The sequence below is a fragment of the Streptomyces sp. NPDC051211 genome, from assembly GCF_040689505.1.
Lineage (GTDB): Bacteria > Actinomycetota > Actinomycetes > Streptomycetales > Streptomycetaceae > Streptomyces.
Map to the genome: position 1 here is coordinate 72,091 of NZ_JBFBAV010000017.1, position 19,345 is coordinate 91,435.

Consider the following 19,345-nt stretch of genomic DNA (forward strand, 5'->3'; position numbering starts at 1 on the left):
CCCGCACCCCAGACGGGGCATCCATTCCGGAGGCTGCGATGCTCATTGATCACGACCCGATACACGCCCTAGTTGGCCTTACGTTCCTGGGACGGGATGGCCGAGCCCTTCGTATGGTTGGGCCGCCCGGGGGTGCCGGGTGTGGCTTCTAGTTGGCTGCCATCCGTGGCTGCAGTGGCTTGGCCGCCCGGCGCCCCACGACGTCCCGGCCGCCAGATTGGGAAGTGCGACGAAGATCGCTGGGTAAGGCCACGCCGGCACGGTCGTCTGCGGCTGGACATGCACGCACGATCGTCTGGAGCACGATGAACCGGATCTGGGCCGGAATCGACAGCGGCAAGACCCACCACCACTGCGTCGCCATCGACCAGGACGGCACGAAGCTGCTGTCCCGGCGGGTGGCGAACGGAGACCCTGAGTTACTCCGGCTCCTCCAGGATGTTCTCGCGCTGGAGGATCACGTCACGTGGACCGTCGACATGGCTGGCGGTGAACCTGCACTCCTCATCCGCCGGGATCTCAAGCCGATGTGGCCTACCGACGAGGCCACCATCGAGCTGAAGGTCCTCACCAGCCGACGCACCGACCTCGTCCGCGACCGCACCCGGGCCATCAACCGCCTTCGCTCCGCACTGACCGGAATGTTCCCCACGCTGGAACGTGCCCTCGTCCTCACCAGCGCCGGCCCGCTGGGCCTCCTTGACGGCTATCAGACCCCGGCGGCGATACGGCGCATGGGCACTGCCCGGCTGACCCACTGGCTCCGAGCCCGGGGCCTCCGCACCCCGGAGGAGCTCGCGGCGACGGCGGTTGAGGCCGCCGAACAGCAGCACACTGCAGTCCCTGGCGAGGCGATCATCGCCCAGCTGGTTCGGACCCTCGCCGCCGACGTGCGGGTGGTGAACGAGAAGGTCGTGGAGGTCGACCGGCTCATCGAGGACCGCTTCCGCTCCCACGAACTTGCGGAGATCATCACGAGCATGCCCGGCATCGGACCTCTCCTCGGCGCCGAGTTCCTCGCAGGAGTCGGCAGTGACCTGACCTTCTCCGCGACCCCGGACCGGCTCGCCGCCTTCGCCGGACTCGCCCCGGCACCGCACGACTCAGGGAGCCCTGGTTCGAGACCGGAGGCTCTACAAAGTCGCCCCGCCGCAGGCGGCGGCGTCGCCCTGAGTGCCTGATTTCGAGTCCTCGGGCCTGGAAACCTCTGGGGCGCGATCTGTTGAGGACTGCGGCGCTGCCCACCGCGCCGGCGAACGACCGGCCCGGGCCAGTTGCCAGAGCAACCAGCCCGGAGCACACCTCTTACCCCTCGATAACGCCGTGGACGGCCAAGCAGTAGTACGTCCCCTCGATGTCTTCCACCACACCGTTTTGCGCACGGCAATCCGCCTCCGAGATGGGCCCCGGATCTGCCATGGACGGCGTCGCTCCGATGAGGGCGAGAGCCATAACGGTGCAGGAGGTGACGATGACGGATGCGGCTCGTCGGCGCATGGTTCCTCTTCCTTGATCAGGAGTTACACCGAACGTTTTACAGTCCCGCGCTTCGCGCAGCCTGCCGCGACCACTCCCAATGAGTGAGTAATCGAATCTGAACGCCGCCGGGCACGAGGTGGTGCCGCACTCACTGTCCACCGGAATCGACGTCATGAGCGGCTAGGGACTGGACGAGGCGGTGGCGGGGGCCGACGTCATCGTCAACCTGACGAACTCCCCGACCTTCGGCGAAGCCTCCCTGGCCTTCTTCCAGACCTCGATGGACAACCTTCTGGCCGCGGGCCGGGAGCATGGCGTCCGTCACTTCGTTATTCTCTCGATCGTCGGCGCGGACCAGGTGCCGGAGCTGGACTACTACCGGGCCAAGGTGCTCCAGGAGGACATCCTCACGGCCGGACCGATCCCCTACTCGATCGTCCGCGCGACGCAGTTCATGGAATTCATCGACGCGATCCTGTCCTGGACCGCCGACGGTGACACCGTCCGGCTGCCCGCCATGCCGATCCAGCCGATCGCCTCCAAGGACGTGGCCGACGCGGTGGCAGAAGTCGCTGCGAATGCCCCGCTGGGGGCATTCGCAGCATCGCCGGACCCGAGGTCTTCTCCCTGGACGAGTTGGGCCGGCTCACCCTGTCCCACAAGTCCGACTGCCGCACCGTCGTCACCGACCCCACCGCCGGCATGTTCGCCGTCGTCAAGGGTGACGTCCTCACCGACAAGGACGCCCACCTCGCCCCACCCGCTACGCCGACTGGCTCTCCTGAACCGCTCGCGCCCTCCGGCTTCCAGTTCACCAGACGCGGACGATCCAGGTAGCCGACAGGTGCTCCATGTCCTGAGCGCTGTAGTTGGCCAACTGGCCAACTACAGCGCTAAGTCACAGGTCTGGTGGCACGGCACGGCCCAGCCGGCCGTCGCCGTCGCCGTCGTCGTGGAGGACGCGGCGGCCAACTGCACGGACAACAGCGGGGCGGTAGCGCGGCGCCTACCCAGAAGGCGGTGAGGGAGGAACCACTGCGGCTGGAGGCGGAGGCGGAGGCGGAGGCGCGGGGCAGCGGTGATTCAGGCGAGTTTGAATTCGCTTCGAATGACGCCGTATTCGGTCGGCTCCACCCAGCACGTGTACGGGCGGCCAGGGAGGCCGGAAAGATCGATTCCAAGTTGTTCCGCCAAGTCGGCGGCACCGGTCTTGAACGTCCGAGTGGGGTCATCGGTCGCCTGGAAGTGGGCGGTGGCTCCGCGCAGTTCTACGACGACATACGTGACACGCTTCCCCTTTCGGGCAGGCCGGTCGTCATCGTGCTGCGGGTGGGCGTCATGGGCATTGATCGGCTGACCGCAGATCCCACAGTGGATATCGTCTCGCGGAGTGTCCATGGAGGGATGGTACAGCCATACGACAAAGCTCCTGCCGGAGCAGCCCTACTACAGGACTGTCCGACAGGAGCTTTGCGAAGGGGTCACATCCAGGTGACGTCCCGCATTGTCCGCGGGACTGGATGAGACCTACCCGTCCGTCGAGAATATGTTCATTCCACCATTTCCGTCCGGCCAAAGGTATTCAAAGGTCGAGGCCGTATCCTCCGCGGTAAGCCTCATCTGTGCCTGGCAGGTTCCGCAAGGCGGCTTCGTGCCGGTGATTCTCACCCGCCCGCCATCAGGAACAGGACTGGCCATGAAGAAGGGGTCGTCCTGAATGACGGTGTCCTTGATCATGGGCGCACCGCCGGCTGCGCGTGCTGCCCGGTTCTCCGTGTGGACCGCCTGGCGTGCGCGTCCCACACCGATGCTGGCCTCTTCCGGGGTCGTGGCACCGCTTCGAAGCGAATACGCGTCGATCTGGGTTCCGCCGGCGTCGAAGACTTCCACGTCGGCGAAATGGGTGCTATCCGTGACCGGACCACAGACCTGTGGAAGGTTCGCGTTGTGGACCAGGACCGGAGTGGCACCCACCAGCACGTAGTACGTGTGCAGGTCGGACACGGTCAGGTTGTGGACCGTGGCGTCCTGCGCGGTCCACCGCTGGATCGCGGTGAGCTGGACGTACGTACCGGCGCTGGTCTGGAGCCATTCACCGGTCGTGAGGTCGGTGGCGTCGATCCACTTGCCGAGCTCGGGGACCCAGAAGGGGTGGCCGGCGGTCGCGGTGACCTGAGCCGTCTTCGAGCCGCTCTTGCCGTCGAGGTCGACCGTGACCTTGACCAGGTGCTTGAGGCCCTGGCCCTTGATCTCGGCGGTGACCGTCCGGGCGACGCTCTCACCGGACTTCGGGTCGGTCGCGATGACCTTGTCGCCGGCCTTCACCTTCTCGATCGGCTTGGTGGAACCGTCGGCCATCAGCACCTTCGTGCCGGGCACGAAGCTGTTGACCGGGCAGGAACCGCCGCCGTCGGCCCGGCCGGAGCCGCCGCTACCGCTGGTGCCGCCGTTGCTGCGGGAGGAGCCGCCGGACTTGCCGCCGCCACCGCCCCCGGAGTCCTTGCCACCGCCGCCGGCGCGCTTGCCACCGCCGCCCTTGCCCCCACTCGGGTGCGAGGAGGACTTGGGTGCGGCCTTGGCCTGGGCCTTCTTGTGGACGGGGTTGCCCGTCTTCCGTTTCGCGGCGGCCGCCGCGTCGGCCTTTCTCTTCGCGGCCTCGGCGGCCTTCTTCTTCGCTCTTTGCGCGGCCTCCTTCTTGGCCTTCTCGATGGCCAGTTTCTTGGCCTTGAGTGCGGCTGCCTCGGCGGCCTTGGCCGCCTTCAGGACGGCCTCCGCAGCCTTCTTCGCGGCCTTGAAGGCCTGGATGGCGTCGATGGTGCGGTTGATCGCCTTCAGGACCGACGGGATCTTGCCCAGCTTCGTCCATGGAATGGCATCCAGGATGATGCTGCCGCACGACCACATGTCACCGCCGAAGCAGGCCATGGCGTCATTGATGCCGATGAAGTCCTTCAGCGTCTCCCAGGCGATCGCCAGGATCACCGAGGACAAGGACTTGCCCATGGTGGCCTGGGCCTGGGCGACCTGCGCCGCGGACAGACCCGCACCGGCGAGGGCCGCTGCCTTCTCCGAAGCGGTCAGGCTGATCGCGAGACCGGTCGGGTCGGAGTACGAGACCGGGTTGTTCTGCGCGTACGCGTACCCGTTGGACTGCAGCGGGTCGTTCAGGTCGAGCACCGGGTCGACGGACAGGAAGCGTCCGACCACCGGGTCGTACAGACGGGCGCCCAGCGGCTGGTAGCCGGAGGCGTCGTCCCGGGTCTTGCCGAGGAACCCCTTGTGGTTCTGGAGGTTGGCACCGGCGGTGCCGCGCTCGTTGCCGAAGGGGTCCTGCTTGCGGATGCGCACCGACATGCCGCCGTAGAGGGCGACCTCCGCGTACGCGCTGCCCTGGTGGTCCCCGGTCTGGGCGACCAGGGTCTCCGAGCCGGTGCCGTACGCGTAGCGCATGACCGCGCCACCCGGCACGCCGTAGGTGCGCTGGGTGTTGACCAGGACGCCGCCCTGCTGGACGGTCACCTGGGCCTCGCCCAGGTGGAGGGTCGCCTCCTTGCCCTTGATGGTGAGCAGGCGGGCGCCGTCGGGGCCGTAGATGTGACGGGTGTCGTTCTGCGGCAGCCACTGCTGGGCCGTGGAGGCGGCGTCACAGGTGGCGAGCACGATCGGCGTCGCGTTCACGTTCGCCGCACCCTGGACCGCGAGGCACAGGTTGGAAGCGAGGTGGGTGAGTTGCCCGTTCGCGCTGCGCCTCAGCTCCTGAGCGGTCACCTGCGCGGCGGTGGTGCCGCACTTCTGGATCTGGACCGCCGACCCGACCGCGTTCGCGGTGGGCTGGAGGCACCAGGAGTCGTAGACCGACAGGGTGCCCCGGTTGGGATCGTTCTGCGTGCCTCCGGAGGGGGCCGGGGTGGGCGTGAACTTGAAGTTCTGCGCCACCGAGGTGTTGCAGGCGTAGAGCTGGATCGGCTGGGACGCCTGGGCGGCGCCCGACTTCAGGTCCAGGCACTTCTGGCCGAGACCCACGTACGGGGTCTTGCCGCCGGTGCCCGCACCGGTGATCCGGTCGACCTTGCCGTCGTAGGTCCAGGACAGGTCCTGCTTGTCACCGTTCTGGACCGAGGTGACCGTCTTGGTCTCGCCGGTCAGCTCGTACAGACGTGTGGCCTCGGCCTTGATCTGTGCCCCTGCAGGGGTCTTGGAGGTCTTCGACACCTTGGTCAGCGTGTGCGGCTGGGTGCCGTCGGCCTTGCCGTACGAGTAGGTGCTGGTGGCGTCCTTGGTGGTGTCGCCGCCGAGGTCGTTCTCGGTCAGCTTGGTGCGGTTGCCGAGAAGGTCGTACTCGTACTCCTGCCAGTAGCCGGAGTTGTCCTTGCCCGCGGCGACCCGGAGCGTTCCGTCGGCGTTCTTGTTGAGCGTGCCGTCGGGGTTGCGCGGGTTGACACAGGTGGTCTGGTCCTTGGAGGTCCAGGCCGACTTCAGCTGACCCAGCGGGTCGTAGACGAAGCACTGCCGCTCCTCGATCCCGCTGGCCCCCTCCTGGATGGAGGTGACGTTGCCCGCCGGGTCGTAGGTGTACGCCCGGTGGGAGACCAGGTTGCGGGAGACGAGGGAGTCGACGACGGAGTTGTCCGCGGTCGTGCCGGTCTTCTCGCGGAAGACCGACTGCGCCGTGAGCTCACCGCCGGCCTCGTCGAACGTGTTCTGCGTCCACACGCGGTACGGCTGGGCACCGAGCGTGGAGCGGAGCACATGGCCGTACGGGTCGTAGGTGGTCTCGGAGCCGTACCAGTCCTTGCCGGAGATGGAGAGCGGCTTGCCGTCCTTGTTGTAGCGGACGACCAGCTTCTCGGCGCCGAACCTGCCCACCGCCGGAACGGTGGTGTCGTCCAGCATGCCCTGGTCGTTGTACGTGTAGTCGTACCTGTAGTCCTTGTTCAGACCCCAGGTGTCGACGATGGACTGCGGCAGGGACAGCGTGGTCGAGGTCGGCTGGTAGTCCTTCGTGTAGCCGTTGACCGTCTGGGTGTACGCCAGGAGATCGGTGTAGCGGGTGGCGGTGGCGGGCATGCCCTTGCCGCCCGGGGCCGTGTCGTACGTGAACGAGGACAGCAGCTTGCCGGTGGAGGTGTTCTCGCGCGCCTCCTTCGGCCGCGACAGCTCGTCGTAGCCGTTCCAGACCTTGATGCCGCGGGCGTTCGTGGTCGTCTCGACCCGGCCGAAGGCGTCGTAGGTGGTGATGGACGTGCCCGCGTCGGGGTCGGTCGCCCGCTCCACCTGGCCGCTGTGGTTGTACGTCCACGTCCACGGGTGCGTCGGGTCCGCCGAGGCGGTCGCCTTCGCCATCTGGCCGTGCGCGTCGAACTCGTAGCGCGTCGACGTGAATCCGCCGGGGGCCGCCGGGTTGAAGGTGTCCGTGCGGATCGTCCGGCCGGTCGCGTCGGTCCAGACGCGGTAGGACGAGTCGCCCTGCGGCTGGATGACCTTCGACCAGTCCTCGCCGTACTCGTAGCGGACGGCCCGGTCCTCGTACGCCTTCGAGCTGGACGCCTGCGTGACCGGATCCACGTACTTCAGGTACGGGGTTTCCTGGACCACGCGGCCGAGACCGTCGTAGGAGTAGCGGGTGATGTTGGGGACGGCCGTGTCGGAGACCGGGGTGAAGAGCTGGCCCGGCACGGCGTCCTGGGTCAGGTAGGCGTTTCTGGTCTCGTAGACCTCACCGGAGCTGTTGTGCAGCGTGTCGGTGATCAGCCAGCCGGCCTCGTTGTCGGCCTCCTCCTGCGTCTGCCGCTCGCGGCCGAGGCCGTCGTAGAGCGTGACGGAGGTCTCGGTCCGGTTCTCGTAGCCCCGCGCATGGGTGGTGACGTACGGAGGTTTGCGGATCTTGATCTTGGAGTCGGTCGGGTCGGTCTCCTCCTTCGGGATCGTGTAGACGGCGCGGAAGTCCGGCACCGACGACGGCGACGGGGTACGGCCCGGGGCCCAGGCCTCGGAGAGCCGGCCCAGCGGGTCGTACACGGCCTCGCTCACGTGGCCGTTGGCGTCCGTGATCTTGACCGTGGTCGAGCGGCCCGGCTCCAGCTCCTGGATCTGGCTCTGCCCGAGCAGGTTGGTCATGGTGACCTTGAAGACCTGTCCGGTGGCGGGCCCGATGGACGCGTAGGCGATCCTGGAGGACTTCGGAATCGGCTGGGCCAGCTGGTCCGCCGGGGTCTCCTTGACCACGCGCCCGACGGCGTCGAACTCCTTGGTGCCCGCGGTCTGGAAGCCGGTGCCGGCGCCATTGAGCATCCACGACTCGGTGGCCAGGCCCCGGGACGAGGCTCCGAGAGCGGTGCCGTACGCCGTGCCGTCGTAGGCCGTGCGGGTGGCGCTGCTCAGCGAGCCGAGGTTCGTCCAGTCGGCGTTCGCGCAGGTGGTCGACGAGATCAGGACCTGCTTGGACAGGCCGATCAGGTTCTTGCCGGTGTGGTGCACGTACTCGGACTTGGTGCAGGACTCGTCACCGGTCTTGGTGGGATCGGCGTCCCCCAGGGACTCCACCAGGATCGGCAGCCCGTACGTCGGGTCGTACGTGGTCGTCGTCTTCACCGACCGCACCGTGCGGGTGTCGTCGGGGTTGGTGCCGGACGACCTGGTGTACGCGATCTCCTCCGGCTCCGTGACCCGCCAGGACCGCAGCGGGCTCAGGCCGTCGTCACGGTTGCGCTTGGCGAGCTCGGTGGCCGCCGGCTTGGTGATGCTGCGGCTCAGCCACTCGGAGTCGGCCTTGGTGGAATCGGCGTAGGTGAGCTCCTCGGCGATCCGGCCGGCGAACGGCTCCTCGTCCTTGGCGATCTCGGCGCCGGTGATGTCCTTGACGGACACGGTGTCGCCGAGGCCCCGGAAGAAGCGGGTGACGGACTTGGAGCGCTGGCCGGGGACGTCCGCGACCTCGGTGACCGGGCCGGTCAGGACCGTGGTCTGCTCGAAGCCCGCGAACTGCGAGTAGGTGCGCTGGGACTTCTTGGTGAACTCGGCCTCGGCGAGCTTCCAGGCCGGGTTCTTGTACAGGTACTCCGTCCTGGTGGTGTAGTTGCCGTCGATGTTCGGCAGCTCCTCGACCGTGTCCACGACGTACTTGTGGAACCAGTCGATGTCCTCGACGTCGGCGTCGGGGCTCCAGAAGGTCGGGTAGCAGAGCCGGTTGTTGACCTTGAGCTGGGCCTGCAGCCGGGCCATGGCCGTGGCACGGTCCTCGCCGGGCTGCTGGTCGAGCCGGGGCAGGTTGCCGGTGGCGCAGTCGCCCGCGACCGGCTTGTAGTTGACGACGGTCTCGCCGCCGTACTCGTTGACGACACGGCCGATGCGCAGCCGAGAGAAGCCGGGGCGCTGGATGTTGTATTCGAGGACCCGGTTGGGCATGTCCTCGGCGTTGGGCTCGAACTTGACCGTGTTGAGCGTGACGCTCGCGTCGGCGGTGCCCTTGCGGGCGTAGCCGGTGCGCTGGATGGACTCCAGCCACAGGGCGGTGTTCGGGCCGGTCCGCAGCCTGGCGAAGCTCTGCTTCAGCTGGTACTCGTCGACGACCTGCTGGGCGTCGGTGTCGGTGCGCCGCTGGGCCGAGGTCGTGATCTTGTCGAGGCGCTTACGGGTCCAGAAGGACGGGCCGGCGTTCCAGCAGTTCTTGCCCGCCTCGCAGCGCAGGTCGACCGGGGTGTCGAACCAGGGCCGGTAGTTGCGCGGGTCCTTGGACTCGTAGTTCTCCGTGCTGCAGGTGACACCGCCGACGGCGTAGCAGCGCTCTTCGACGCTGAAGCCGATGCGCGCCGGGGCGATCTGCGTGAAGATGTTGTCCTTGCGCTGACCGTAGTAGATGTGGTCGAGCCAGCCGTCGCGGTCGTAGGCGACCGGCGCCTTGAAGTTGAAGTTCCGCGCGTAGTAGTTCGGGTCGTCCTTCTTCCACCACAGCGACATGGCGTTGCCGTGGACGTCCTCGACGTAGTCGAGACCCCAGCGCCAGCCCTGGGTGCACCAGGAGTTGGTCCAGTCGGTGGTCGTGGGGCCCTTGTAGCAGTCCTCGTTCGCGTGATTTCCGTAGACCGGGACCGTGAGCACCGACTGGGTGGTCGGGTCGTCGGGGTCGGCGCCGTGGTCGGACCAGCCGGGGAGCTTGTTCTTGCCGAAGTGGTACTTGGTGCCGTCCTTGGTGGTGATGACCCAGTACTCACCGTCCTTGGCGCCGTTGCCGGTGCCCTCGCCCTTGATCAGCTCGACGGTGGAGCCGTCGCCGTTGGCCGTGAACCACTTGCCGGTGGGCTTGCCGTCGGCGCCGAGTGGGCCCTTGGTGGCGTCCCAGACCAGCTCGGTGGTCATGCCGCCGAGGGAGAGGGTGGCGTTCTCCGTGCCCCAGCACAGGTCTGCCGTGCGGTGGGTGGAGTTGTTGGAGCCGGCCTTCTTGGAGTCCTGGCGGCAGTTGGTGTACGTACGGGTGACGGCGCCCGCGTTGTAGTCCCAGCCGTCACCGATCCAGGACGCCTGGTTGTTGGTGGACGAGGTGCGGCCGTCGACGGACTGCGAGGAGTACGACAGGCCGACCTTCGGCATCAGACCGCCGGCGGTCTCCGGGACCTGGATCTGGTACGAGTAGGTGAAGGCGCCCGAGGACGAACCCGAGGACCAGGAGCCGGAGGACAGCAGCGGCGAGGCCGTGAAGTCACCGTGCACCGAGGCACCGGTGTCCAGACCGCCGATGGCGGCCCCGCCGTTCGCCGAGACCGCGGGCTGGATCCCGTCACGGTAGGAGGCCTTGGTCGCCTTGGAGGGGACGAAGCCCTCGCCGACGAGGCTGGAGACCGGGACGTTGCCGCTGAGGATGTGGCGGGTCTTGGCGTTCTGGGCGGTGGTGGGCTTGATGGACGCGTCCTTGGCGGCCACCGCCTTCACCGAGCTGCGGAGCCGCTGGAAGTTCTTCTTGCCGTTCTTGACGTCCTCGTCCCTGTCGGAACCGGACATCGCGGTCATACCGCCGCCGTCCCCGCAGTCGCCCTCGGTGGGGGCGGAGTAGACGCACTCGGGCAGCAGCATCAGACCGAAGCGAAGGGCGGCCTGCGGCCCGTAGAGGTCGGCGAAGCCCGAGGTGTCGATGTCGATCGCCACTTCGGCGTTCGGGTCGACCGTGGCCGGCGGGGTGAGCTTCATGACGATGCCGGAGACGCCCGCGGACTGCGAGGTCGTCTGCGGCGCGACGCCCACGGTCCAGTCGCCGGCGAGGGCCGCCGGGTCATGGCCCGCCGGGACGCCGATGGCGACCGGCAGGGTGGTCGTGGCGTTCTTGACCTGGACGGTGGTGCCGGGCGCGCTGGTCGCCTCGAGTGTGGCGCTGCCGGTGCCGGAGGCCCACGGCGCGACGTTGGCCGGAGTGTAGGGGGTGACCGGGTTCTCCGGAGCCAGGCTCAGGGCCTTGTCGGCGGCGTCGTCTCCCGCGACCTCGGTGGCCTCGGGCAGGTCCGGGAGGTCGACCTTGGCGACCGACTCCTCGCGGTTCATGCCGGGGCCCGGGATGGCCAGCGCCTGGCCGCCCAAGCTGGTCACGGTCAGTGTCGAGGACAGCAGAAGGACGATCGCCGTGCGGCTTCGCCGCCGGCGCCTTCGTTGTGACTCTGTCAGGGCTGGGCGTCCTCGCCCCAGCCATGACAGCGGACCTGAAGCACGCATACGCGTCGACTCCCACCCTGGCAATTCAGACAACGGACGAGGTGCGCAAACACCGAAAGGCACGCGCCTGGTTCAGGCGCGTGCGTGCGCACTCTCTGTCATGTCCGCCGCGCAATTCAAGATCGATCGAACAGCCGGACGCGTCGAAAAGTGATCTACGTCACGGCGTGAAACGGATCAGATCGTTCCGCTAACGGCGCATCAGACGCCTGGGGGGAATCAACTGATCACGGTCAATACGGCACCAGAAAAGCCCTAAAGGGGACCGAGTTGACAGTCTGTCGCCTCGGTTCAACATTCGCATAACGGATTCACAACATCATCACGCATGGACGCGGACCTTCGTATGTGTGATCGTGTGCGCGCCTTCTGCCCCGCGGCCTGCCGTACGGGGCTGTCTGTGCTGTCCTCAATCCGCTTGGTTCCCACGGGAGTAGACCGCCGTGACTGCGCCGCCCCGATATCTCAGCCCATTCGTGCGCACGCGCACGCGGCTGTCCCTGACCATCGGCCTCGTCCTGGCCGCCCTGACCGCCGCCCTGTTGCCGTGGTGGCAGCCGGGCGGCTCGCCCCCGACCACTGCCCGCGGCGCCACCGACGCCACCCCCGCCTCGACGGGCCCTCGCGACGAATCCGCCGCGATGGCCGAGGCCCTGCGCACCGGCAGGCAAGTGCTGGTCGACACGGCCACCACGGCCACCACGCTGACCTGGGCGCTGCCCAGCGGCCGCCTGAAGTCCCAGATCACGGCCGCGCCGGTCCGGGCGAAGAACGCCGCGGGCGCGTGGGCGCCGGTCGACAACACCCTCAAGCGAACGGCCAAGGCTCCCAAGGGCCTTGGCATCGCACCCGTGAACCCGGCCGCCCCCGTGCGCTTCGCGAGCGGCAACGCCCGGCAGGCCCGCGCAGACCGCTCGTTCGCCCGCGCCGAGACGCCGGGCGAGACGGTGCTCGCCGAGCTCGACCTCGGCGAGCACTCCGTCGCGTACACCTGGCCGGGCACCCTGCCCGAGCCGGTGCTCGACGGCCCCCGCGCCCTCTACTCCGAGGTGCTGCCCGGGGTCGACCTGCTGGTCGTGGCCCGCGAGGAGGGCGGTCTGGCCCAGGTCCTGATCGTCAAGACCCCCGAGGCCGCACGCCAGAAGGCGCTGGCCACGGTCACGTACGGGCTGCGCTCGGACACCGCCGTCTTCCGACAGGACCGCAACGCCAGCCGGCTCCAGGTCCTGGACCGGGCCGGCAAGGAGATCGCGTCGGTCCCCACGCCGTTCGCCTGGGACTCCAGCGGCCGTGACCCGGAACTGCCCGAAGGCACCCCGAACCGCACAGCCACGGGCACCCCGGCCCAGGTGCTGGAGCTGTCCGGTCTCACCGGCATCGAGCCCGGCGCGAAGTCCGCGCCCCTGCCGATCGCCCTGGACGGCGAGAACACCGGCGCCGCCCGCCTGGGGCTCGGCTTCGCCGCCACCGGCCTGGCCGACCGCGCGGGCGTCAACTACCCGCTGTTCGTCGACCCGCCGCTGAACCCCGGCTGGGACGCCTGGACCGTGGCGTACAAGCCGTATCCGACCACGAGCTTCTTCAACGGCACCAACTTCAACTCCGGCACGTCCGACGCCCGCGTCGGCAGCGAGAACGAGACCAACGGCACCGCCCGCTCGTTCTGGCGCATGGACTGGGACAAGACCATCAAGGGCGCGGAGGTGAAATCCGCGACCTTCAAGGTGCTCAACACCCACTCCTGGTCCTGCCAGCCGATGGAGTTCCAGCTGTGGCGCACCGGCCCGATCGGGTCAGGCACGACGTGGAGCGCGCAGCCGAGCTGGTCCGACGAGATCCAGCGGAAGTCCTTCGCGCACGGATGGTCGGCCACCTACTGCAAGGACGAGTACGAGTACTTCAACGTCAAGGAGGCGGCCCAGTACGCCACCACCAACGGCCATTCGACCCTGACCCTGGGCATGCGCGCCACGAGCGAGGGCAACACCCAGACGTGGCGCAAGTTCAAGGCGACCTCCGCGGTCATCGAGGCGGAGTACAACCGCAAGCCGAACGAGCCCACCGACGGTGAGACCGTCCCCGGCGGCGACTGCATCGTCGGCGCCCCGGGCCGCACCGTCGGCAAGACCCTCCTGACCCTGAAGGCCCGCGCCACCGACCCCGACGGCAACCTGAAGGGCCTGCGCTTCCGTTTCTGGAAGCAGGGCACCACCGCCCCGGCGACCGGTGTCATGGGCACCAACCTGAGCAGCGGCTGGGCCAAGTACGAGATCCAGTCGACCTCCCTCGAGGACAAGGCCACCTACTACTGGGACGTGCGCGCGGAGGACTCCAACACTCCCACCGCGGCGGTCTCCACCTACTTCCCGCCCGGCACCACGCCGTGCGCCGTCACCATCGACGGCACCGGCCCGCCGCCGCCGGTCGTCACCAGCGACGTGTGGCTCAAGGCCACCGCGAACGGCGCCACCTGGGCGACAGTGAGCTTCGGTCAGACCGGACCGATCACCTTCTCGTCGCCCGGCGCCGTGAAGTTCACGTACGCCTGGGGCGGCGTCGCCCCGGTCCCGATCAACGCCGACGCCGGCGGCGGCGCCACCATCCCCGACCTGCGGCCGGTGAACGCGGGCCCCAACACCCTCCAGGTCTACGCCTACGACAGCCTCGGCAACCCGAGCGGCCGGACGGACTACACCACCTACGTCCCGCCGAAGGAGAACGCCGACGCCCCCGGTGACACGGGCGGCGACGGCACCCCCGACCTGCTGGCCATCGACACCGCCGGTGTCCTGCGGACGTACCCGGGCCAGCCGGTCGGCGGCACGGACCAGCCGGGCGGCGAACTGTACGGCCAGCTGACGTCCTCGTACGTCAAGAACAAGGACGGCACGGCGACGCTGAACCCGTCGGGCCACTGGTACGACGCCGCCTCGACGCTCGGCAACAAGGCCGCGCTGATCGCGCACTACCAGGACGTCTACCCCGGCGACGGCACGACGGACCTCTTCGCCCGCACCCCGGACGGCGGCTTCTGGCTCTACCCCGGCGACGGCTACGGCTCCTTCGACGTCGAGCAGCGGATGGAGATCCGCCTGCCGGCAAACGCGCCGGCGCCGTCCACCTGGACCCAGCTGAAGGCCATCGGCGACATCACCGGCGACAAGCTGCCGGACGTGACGCTGCGCACCGCCGCCGGCTTCTGGGTGCTCTCCGGCTACACCGGCGCGAGGTTCCAGACCGCGACCCTGATGAACGCCGACGCCTGGGCGCGCCGCGACATCGTCCACCTGGCCGACATGAACAAGGACGGGACGCCCGACCTGCTCTGGCGGAACCTGGACAACGGCAACATGTACCTGCGCCGCGGCAAGCCGGGCACGGGGACGGGCAGTGTGGACCTCAACTCGCTGATGCTGGCCGCCAACGCCGTCAACGGGGACGAGCCCTTCGGCACCAGCTGGACCGAGGCCAACGTCAATGCGGCGATCGGCATCCCGGACATCAACAACGACGGCATCCCGGACATCTGGGCCCGCTTCCCGTCCGACGGCCACATGTCCGTCTACCACCCGTCGACGACGAACACCAACGGCCCGGTGAAAACCGTCATCGGGTCCGGCTGGAACGACAAGCTGGCCTTCGGGTGATCCCGTAAGGCCTCCGAAAGGGGTGGGACCCGGCGCCGTGCGGCGCCGGGTCCCACCCCTTTCCTGTCCGTTCCGTACGGCTACGAGGCAGCGCCGCCCTCCGCCATGAACTCCGCCGCCTCCGCGACGCGCTCCCGCTCCTCGGCCGCGAACCACTCGCGGTCCAGGGCCTCGGCGATCTCCTCGTCCCGGCCGTGATGCAACTGCTGCTCCACAGCAGCCACCAAGTCCGGGAAACGGTCCTGGGCCAACGCCCATGGCGGGTCTGCACCACCAGCCGGCCACCCGGGCCGGCCGGGGTGAAGACGATCGCGCGGTGGCCGTCGAGCTCCTGCTCGTACGCCACGCCCGAGCGCAGCGCGACCGGGCCCGGCACCGACTCCGCGGCCTGCGCCAGCATCGGCTCAACCGGCGATCGCAACGTCACCCCAGGGCCACCCTTGTGGTCGCCCTTCCACGGTCGACATCTCCGGGTGGGCCCGGCCTGGTTGGCTCTATTCATGAGTCGTGTCAGCAGTTGCTCACCGGTTTGGGAGGCATCCGGATCCACGGTCAGGTCGTGTTCACGGAGTTTGAAGGCACCAGGAGCCTTGCCAGGGCTGTATGCGGAATGTGGCCTGGTCACCCGTGGCCGGCGTGAACGCTTCCAGGGGTTCTGGGAGACCGCGAGTCGACGGACAGCCTGCCCTCAGCTGCGGACGAGGTCGCCCAAGTCCTTGTGGCCCACTCCCGGTGCGGTCAGCGCCAGCCAGCCGTGGCCGCGCATCTGGGTGTCGGCACCGATCCGGGTGGGGTCCACCGACAGGTTGTTGCAAGCAGTGGTGGCGTTCGCCGTGCCCTCGTTGGGCTCGGCCTCGTCATACTCCGGATCGAAGTCCTCGTCGTCGACGCGCAGGTCTTCCCACGGCAGTGGCTCACCGACCCACTCGGGATCATCCTCGCGCGTGTACCGGCGCCGGATACGTCCATGCTCGGCGACCACCCAGACGTTCGATCCACCCGCTTCGTCCTCGAAGAACATCTGCGCTTCGCCGCACTGGGCGCTCAGCCGTTCCACCGCGCTCATCCACTCGTCCCAGTCGACGCCGACCACGACATCCAGGTTCCCGATGATGAGCCGCCAGCCGTCGAGTTCCGGCGTGACGAACACCGGAAACGCTCCTGGTCTGTGCGGCAGCCGCACCACGTCAGCCCCTTCGTCGAGCGTGACAGGGAACCGGTCGTGCAGGTCCAAGGCCGTGAACAGGCCCTCGTAGCGGTCGCCAGGCACCGCGTACCACCAACTGTCCGAGAGAAGCGGGGAGGGCTTCTCGTAACAGGACTTGAGAAGAGCCCGGCGTGCGAGCAGCATCTTGTCGCGCTCGTCCAGACGGTCGGTGAATCCGGCTTCCAGCAAGGCATCAAGCCTGTTCTCGATCATGAGTCAGCAGCATAGGCCGAGCCGCTGACAACGACCCGACGCCCGACTTGCCCATGGTGTTTCGCCGTGCTGACACCTTGATGCCGTCACCTCTCACGAACATCCACGAACACGCTGATCACCAACTGGTGCTGAAACCGGTGGACAAAACGCTGTCGCCGAAGGTGAACGAGCCACCGGGTGGCTCCGGCCTGGTGCGCGGCTCGGCGCGTCATCCATCCGAGGGGCGCGGATGTCACCGTCCACCCCGCCCCCACCCGCCCGCCGGGGCCCTTTCCGCCCCGGTGCCGGCAGACCACAAACGCCTGGCCGCTCCCCGGCCGCTCGGCTCGACACTGGGACAGCCGTGCCCCTCTCCCGCCTGCCCGAGCCCGAGTCCGCCGCCCCGGCTGGCCCTGCTCTAGAGCCAGACCGCGCGCCCGGCCCCCACCGCCGCGCGGCCCGCGATGCATCCCGTCCTTCTGGGTGCCCAACCCCGGACCGATCACCATGCTCTACGTCAAAGGCATTGCGGGGCCTGACGGCGGGCTCGTCCTCTCCGTGCAGGATCCGATAATGGGTGTCCTCGATGGCGACGGTGACGATCTTCCCGGCATGCCGTGGTCCGGGCTTGATGAACTGCCCGTTGATCATGAAGCGACCGTTGGCATGGACCTTGCGCTGGGCCCGGATGGCACCGGTCGGCAGCGGCGGAGGCGGCAGCGGGGACGCCGCCGTCCGTGCCCGGTGGATCTGCCCCAGACGGTCGGCGGGGACGGGGCAGGGCCACGTTCCCATCAGTGCATTGTCGGCGATGGCGTGCATGAGGCGTCCGTCCAGCCGGCGGGTGATCGTGCGGCTGACTAGGGCGAATCCGACCTGGTAGCGGCCTCCGGCCAGGCAGACGATCCCGTCGCGAAGGAACCTTGCGGTCGACCTCGACCTGTTCGCCGGCGGCGCGGATGGCCGTGCCACTGCGGGCCCTGGGCAAGGCACCGGGTACGCAGATCTGCCTGAATGAGCCGCCCCGCGCCGGGCAGGTGCACTATGCACTACCTGGACGAGTCCGAACCTAAGCGGGCCCTCGGCCGCGGAACCTCCGCCGGGATCGGCGTGGCCGGGACCGTCTCGCGTCAACCTCGGCGGTGAAGTGGAGGCGAGCTTCGCATGACCGAAAGCGCATGCCCCTACATCTCCTCGGCGCGGGTCACCGTGCTCGGCGTGCACCCTGGTGATCCGCCGTTCCGCATCGTGGAGATCGACGGCGAGGTCGTCAGCACCGCCAGGTCCATGACGGACGTGCTCCTGACCGCCGCGGCCGTCGGCATCACGATCCACGACCTGGACGATCCGGGCGAGATCCGTTGGGTCGGCGGCGGGAAGTTCCACTGGACCACGCGGTGACGGCCGCGGCCGCCGCCGCGGCCCGCGACCGAATGCGCGAGGAGGGGCGCGGCGCCCCGCTCGGCACCTGAGCCGCGCGCCTCACCGTGACTGGTTCTGCAGTCACCACTACACCTCCCCGTCGCAGGTCAGCCGGAGATGTTCGCGGGCATGCCCCGAACCCGGCGGGCGATGGACGTCCGTGCGGAAGCCGTAGTCGCGCATGTAGTTCGTGTATCCGTGGTGCACGACAGGGTGATCGAGGGGCTTGTCCAGCGTCTGCTCAGGGACGGCGGTAATCCATGGCGCACTTCTACCTCACTTGACGGGCCCTTCGACAGCGAGATTCGAAGGCGTCAGGCACCGTCGCCTCAGAGATCGCCCGGACAAGTCCTAGAAGTGAGCGGAGGTCGGCGGTCAGCGGAGGTCGCGTAGCCGCTGTACCTGACGGGCCATGAGCTCGGCTGGGAACTCCATGGTTTCCACCGAGGGGGACGGGCCCAGCTCGAACTGGGCGATCACCGAGCCGATCCGCACCACCGTGGACCTGCGGATGGTGCGGAGCTCCTTCATTTCGGGGTCGAGGTCACTGACATCGGTCCAGGACGTCCGGGTGTAGGCCACGGCCTCGTCACCGTGCGCGGGCGCCCGTACCTGGGCGAGGGTGGTACGCGTGCCGCTGCCGGCGCCGGGCGTGCGGTACTCGCGGCAGCCCTGCATGGCCTTGCGGAGCCGGTCGAACTCCGCGGCGGCCGCCGCCGGCCCGGGGTGGGCGGTGAGCGTGGTCGCGCCGCTCCACTCGTAGCTCTCCTTGCTGTGGAAGGTCTGGACCACCGTTGTGGTCTTCGGCCTCTCCCGGTACGAGTCGGCGATCAGCGCGCAATCGGGATCACTGATGGACTTGGGGGCCCACTCCGGGTCGCGTTCGTACACCTTCTTCTCGCTGGAGCCGGCGGGCGCGATCTCGCCGTTCGGCAGGGCAGCCGTGAGCAGTTCGGCGGCGTCGAGCGGGCGGATTGCGGGTGGCAGCGCTGGCGTGGAGGGTGAGCCGTCCGCCGCGGCGGTGGCCGTGGCCGGGAGCGGTTTCGGTGCCGCGGGTCCGCGGCGGTGCAGCCCGCGGTCAGGGCTGCTGCCAGCAGCAGCCCCGCGGCCGCCGTGCCTCGTCTGCCGTCTGGCCTGCCGCCTGCGCTGTTCATACGTTCTCCCCTGGTGGGTCAGGTCCGTCCCGGATGTGACTCGGGCGGCGGGCGGAAGGTTGCACTGGCCCGGCGAACGGTCGTCCTCACGGTGCGGTGCGCCTGCCGGGTGCTGCAGCCCCCTGGCGACTCCCCGCTCGCCGCGCGGTGGCCTCCCGGCGCTGGAACCCCACCCGAACACCATCGCGGGGACACCTCGCCCCCATGACGCCGAAAACCTCCCCGCACGATTGGTCTGCTCTACGGTGCCCTTCGCCGGTGCATCCTGGGGTGCGGGCTTGGACGGGGCCGAACATCCGGGTGGCGCGGATCTCGTCGGGGTAGCTCCCGTACCGGCCCGGGAGGGCGGCCTGGACGGCGTCGGGGCCGGGGCCAGGGTCGGGGTCGACGGTACGGTCCTGGCCGATGGCGGTGGCCAGGTCCCAGCCGTGGAGGACGGCCTCCAGCAGGTGGAGGCCCGCGATCCGCGGACCCAGACCGGCGCCGGCAGCGGCATCCGCCGCTCCAGCGCCGCTCACCCTGCCAGGCCCCCGCCCACAGGCACC

8 protein-coding genes and 1 pseudogene are annotated in these 19,345 nt (G+C 68.8%); 4 read left to right on the top strand and 5 right to left on the bottom strand.

The annotated features are described in order from the left end of the window. The first annotated feature begins 305 nt into the window (after positions 1 to 305). On the top strand, positions 306 to 1,181 hold the full coding sequence (locus AB0447_RS18855) for a transposase (protein WP_366477805.1): 876 nt from the start codon (positions 306 to 308) through the stop codon (positions 1,179 to 1,181). Between the two features lie 413 nt (positions 1,182 to 1,594). Continuing rightward, positions 1,595 to 2,264 (top strand): annotated as a pseudogene (locus AB0447_RS18860) (NAD(P)H-binding protein). Positions 2,265 to 2,562: 298 nt separating this feature from the next. On the opposite strand, the gene AB0447_RS18865 reads toward AB0447_RS18860, so the two are convergent. Together AB0447_RS18865 and AB0447_RS18870 are read right to left on the bottom strand one after the other, a co-directional pair. Beyond that, complete coding sequence (locus AB0447_RS18865; RefSeq protein ID WP_366477806.1) at positions 2,563 to 2,877, bottom strand: hypothetical protein; 315 nt, start codon at positions 2,875 to 2,877, stop codon at positions 2,563 to 2,565. A gap of 129 nt (positions 2,878 to 3,006) precedes the next feature. Continuing rightward, positions 3,007 to 11,052 carry a ricin-type beta-trefoil lectin domain protein gene (locus AB0447_RS18870; RefSeq protein ID WP_366477807.1) on the bottom strand — a complete coding sequence of 2,682 codons (8,046 nt, stop codon included), beginning with the start codon at positions 11,050 to 11,052 and terminating at the stop codon, positions 3,007 to 3,009. Between the two features lie 566 nt (positions 11,053 to 11,618). On the opposite strand from AB0447_RS18870, the gene AB0447_RS18875 reads away from it, so the two are divergent. Beyond that, positions 11,619 to 14,822, top strand: a complete 3,204-nt coding sequence (locus AB0447_RS18875; RefSeq protein WP_366477808.1) for a hypothetical protein — start codon at positions 11,619 to 11,621, stop codon at positions 14,820 to 14,822. Positions 14,823 to 14,902: 80 nt separating this feature from the next. Here AB0447_RS18875 and AB0447_RS18880 read toward each other — a convergent pair whose 3' ends face one another. Both AB0447_RS18880 and AB0447_RS18885 read right to left on the bottom strand, forming a co-directional pair. Beyond that, positions 14,903 to 15,037: a hypothetical protein gene (locus tag AB0447_RS18880; RefSeq protein WP_366477809.1), complete on the bottom strand. Its 135-nt coding sequence runs from the start codon at positions 15,035 to 15,037 to the stop codon at positions 14,903 to 14,905. Positions 15,038 to 15,510: 473 nt separating this feature from the next. Further along, entirely contained in the window at positions 15,511 to 16,242 is a 732-nt protein-coding gene (locus AB0447_RS18885) for a hypothetical protein (protein ID WP_366477810.1), read from the bottom strand. A 1,146-nt stretch (positions 16,243 to 17,388) separates the two neighbouring features. Between AB0447_RS18885 and AB0447_RS18890 the strand changes: the two genes are divergently transcribed. Continuing rightward, a complete protein-coding gene (locus AB0447_RS18890) occupies positions 17,389 to 17,625 on the top strand; it encodes a hypothetical protein (RefSeq protein WP_366477811.1) in 237 nt (78 codons plus the stop codon). A 396-nt stretch (positions 17,626 to 18,021) separates the two neighbouring features. Here AB0447_RS18890 and AB0447_RS18895 read toward each other — a convergent pair whose 3' ends face one another. After that, complete coding sequence (locus AB0447_RS18895; RefSeq protein WP_366477812.1) at positions 18,022 to 18,537, bottom strand: hypothetical protein; 516 nt, start codon at positions 18,535 to 18,537, stop codon at positions 18,022 to 18,024. Positions 18,538 to 19,345: the final 808 nt, after the last annotated feature.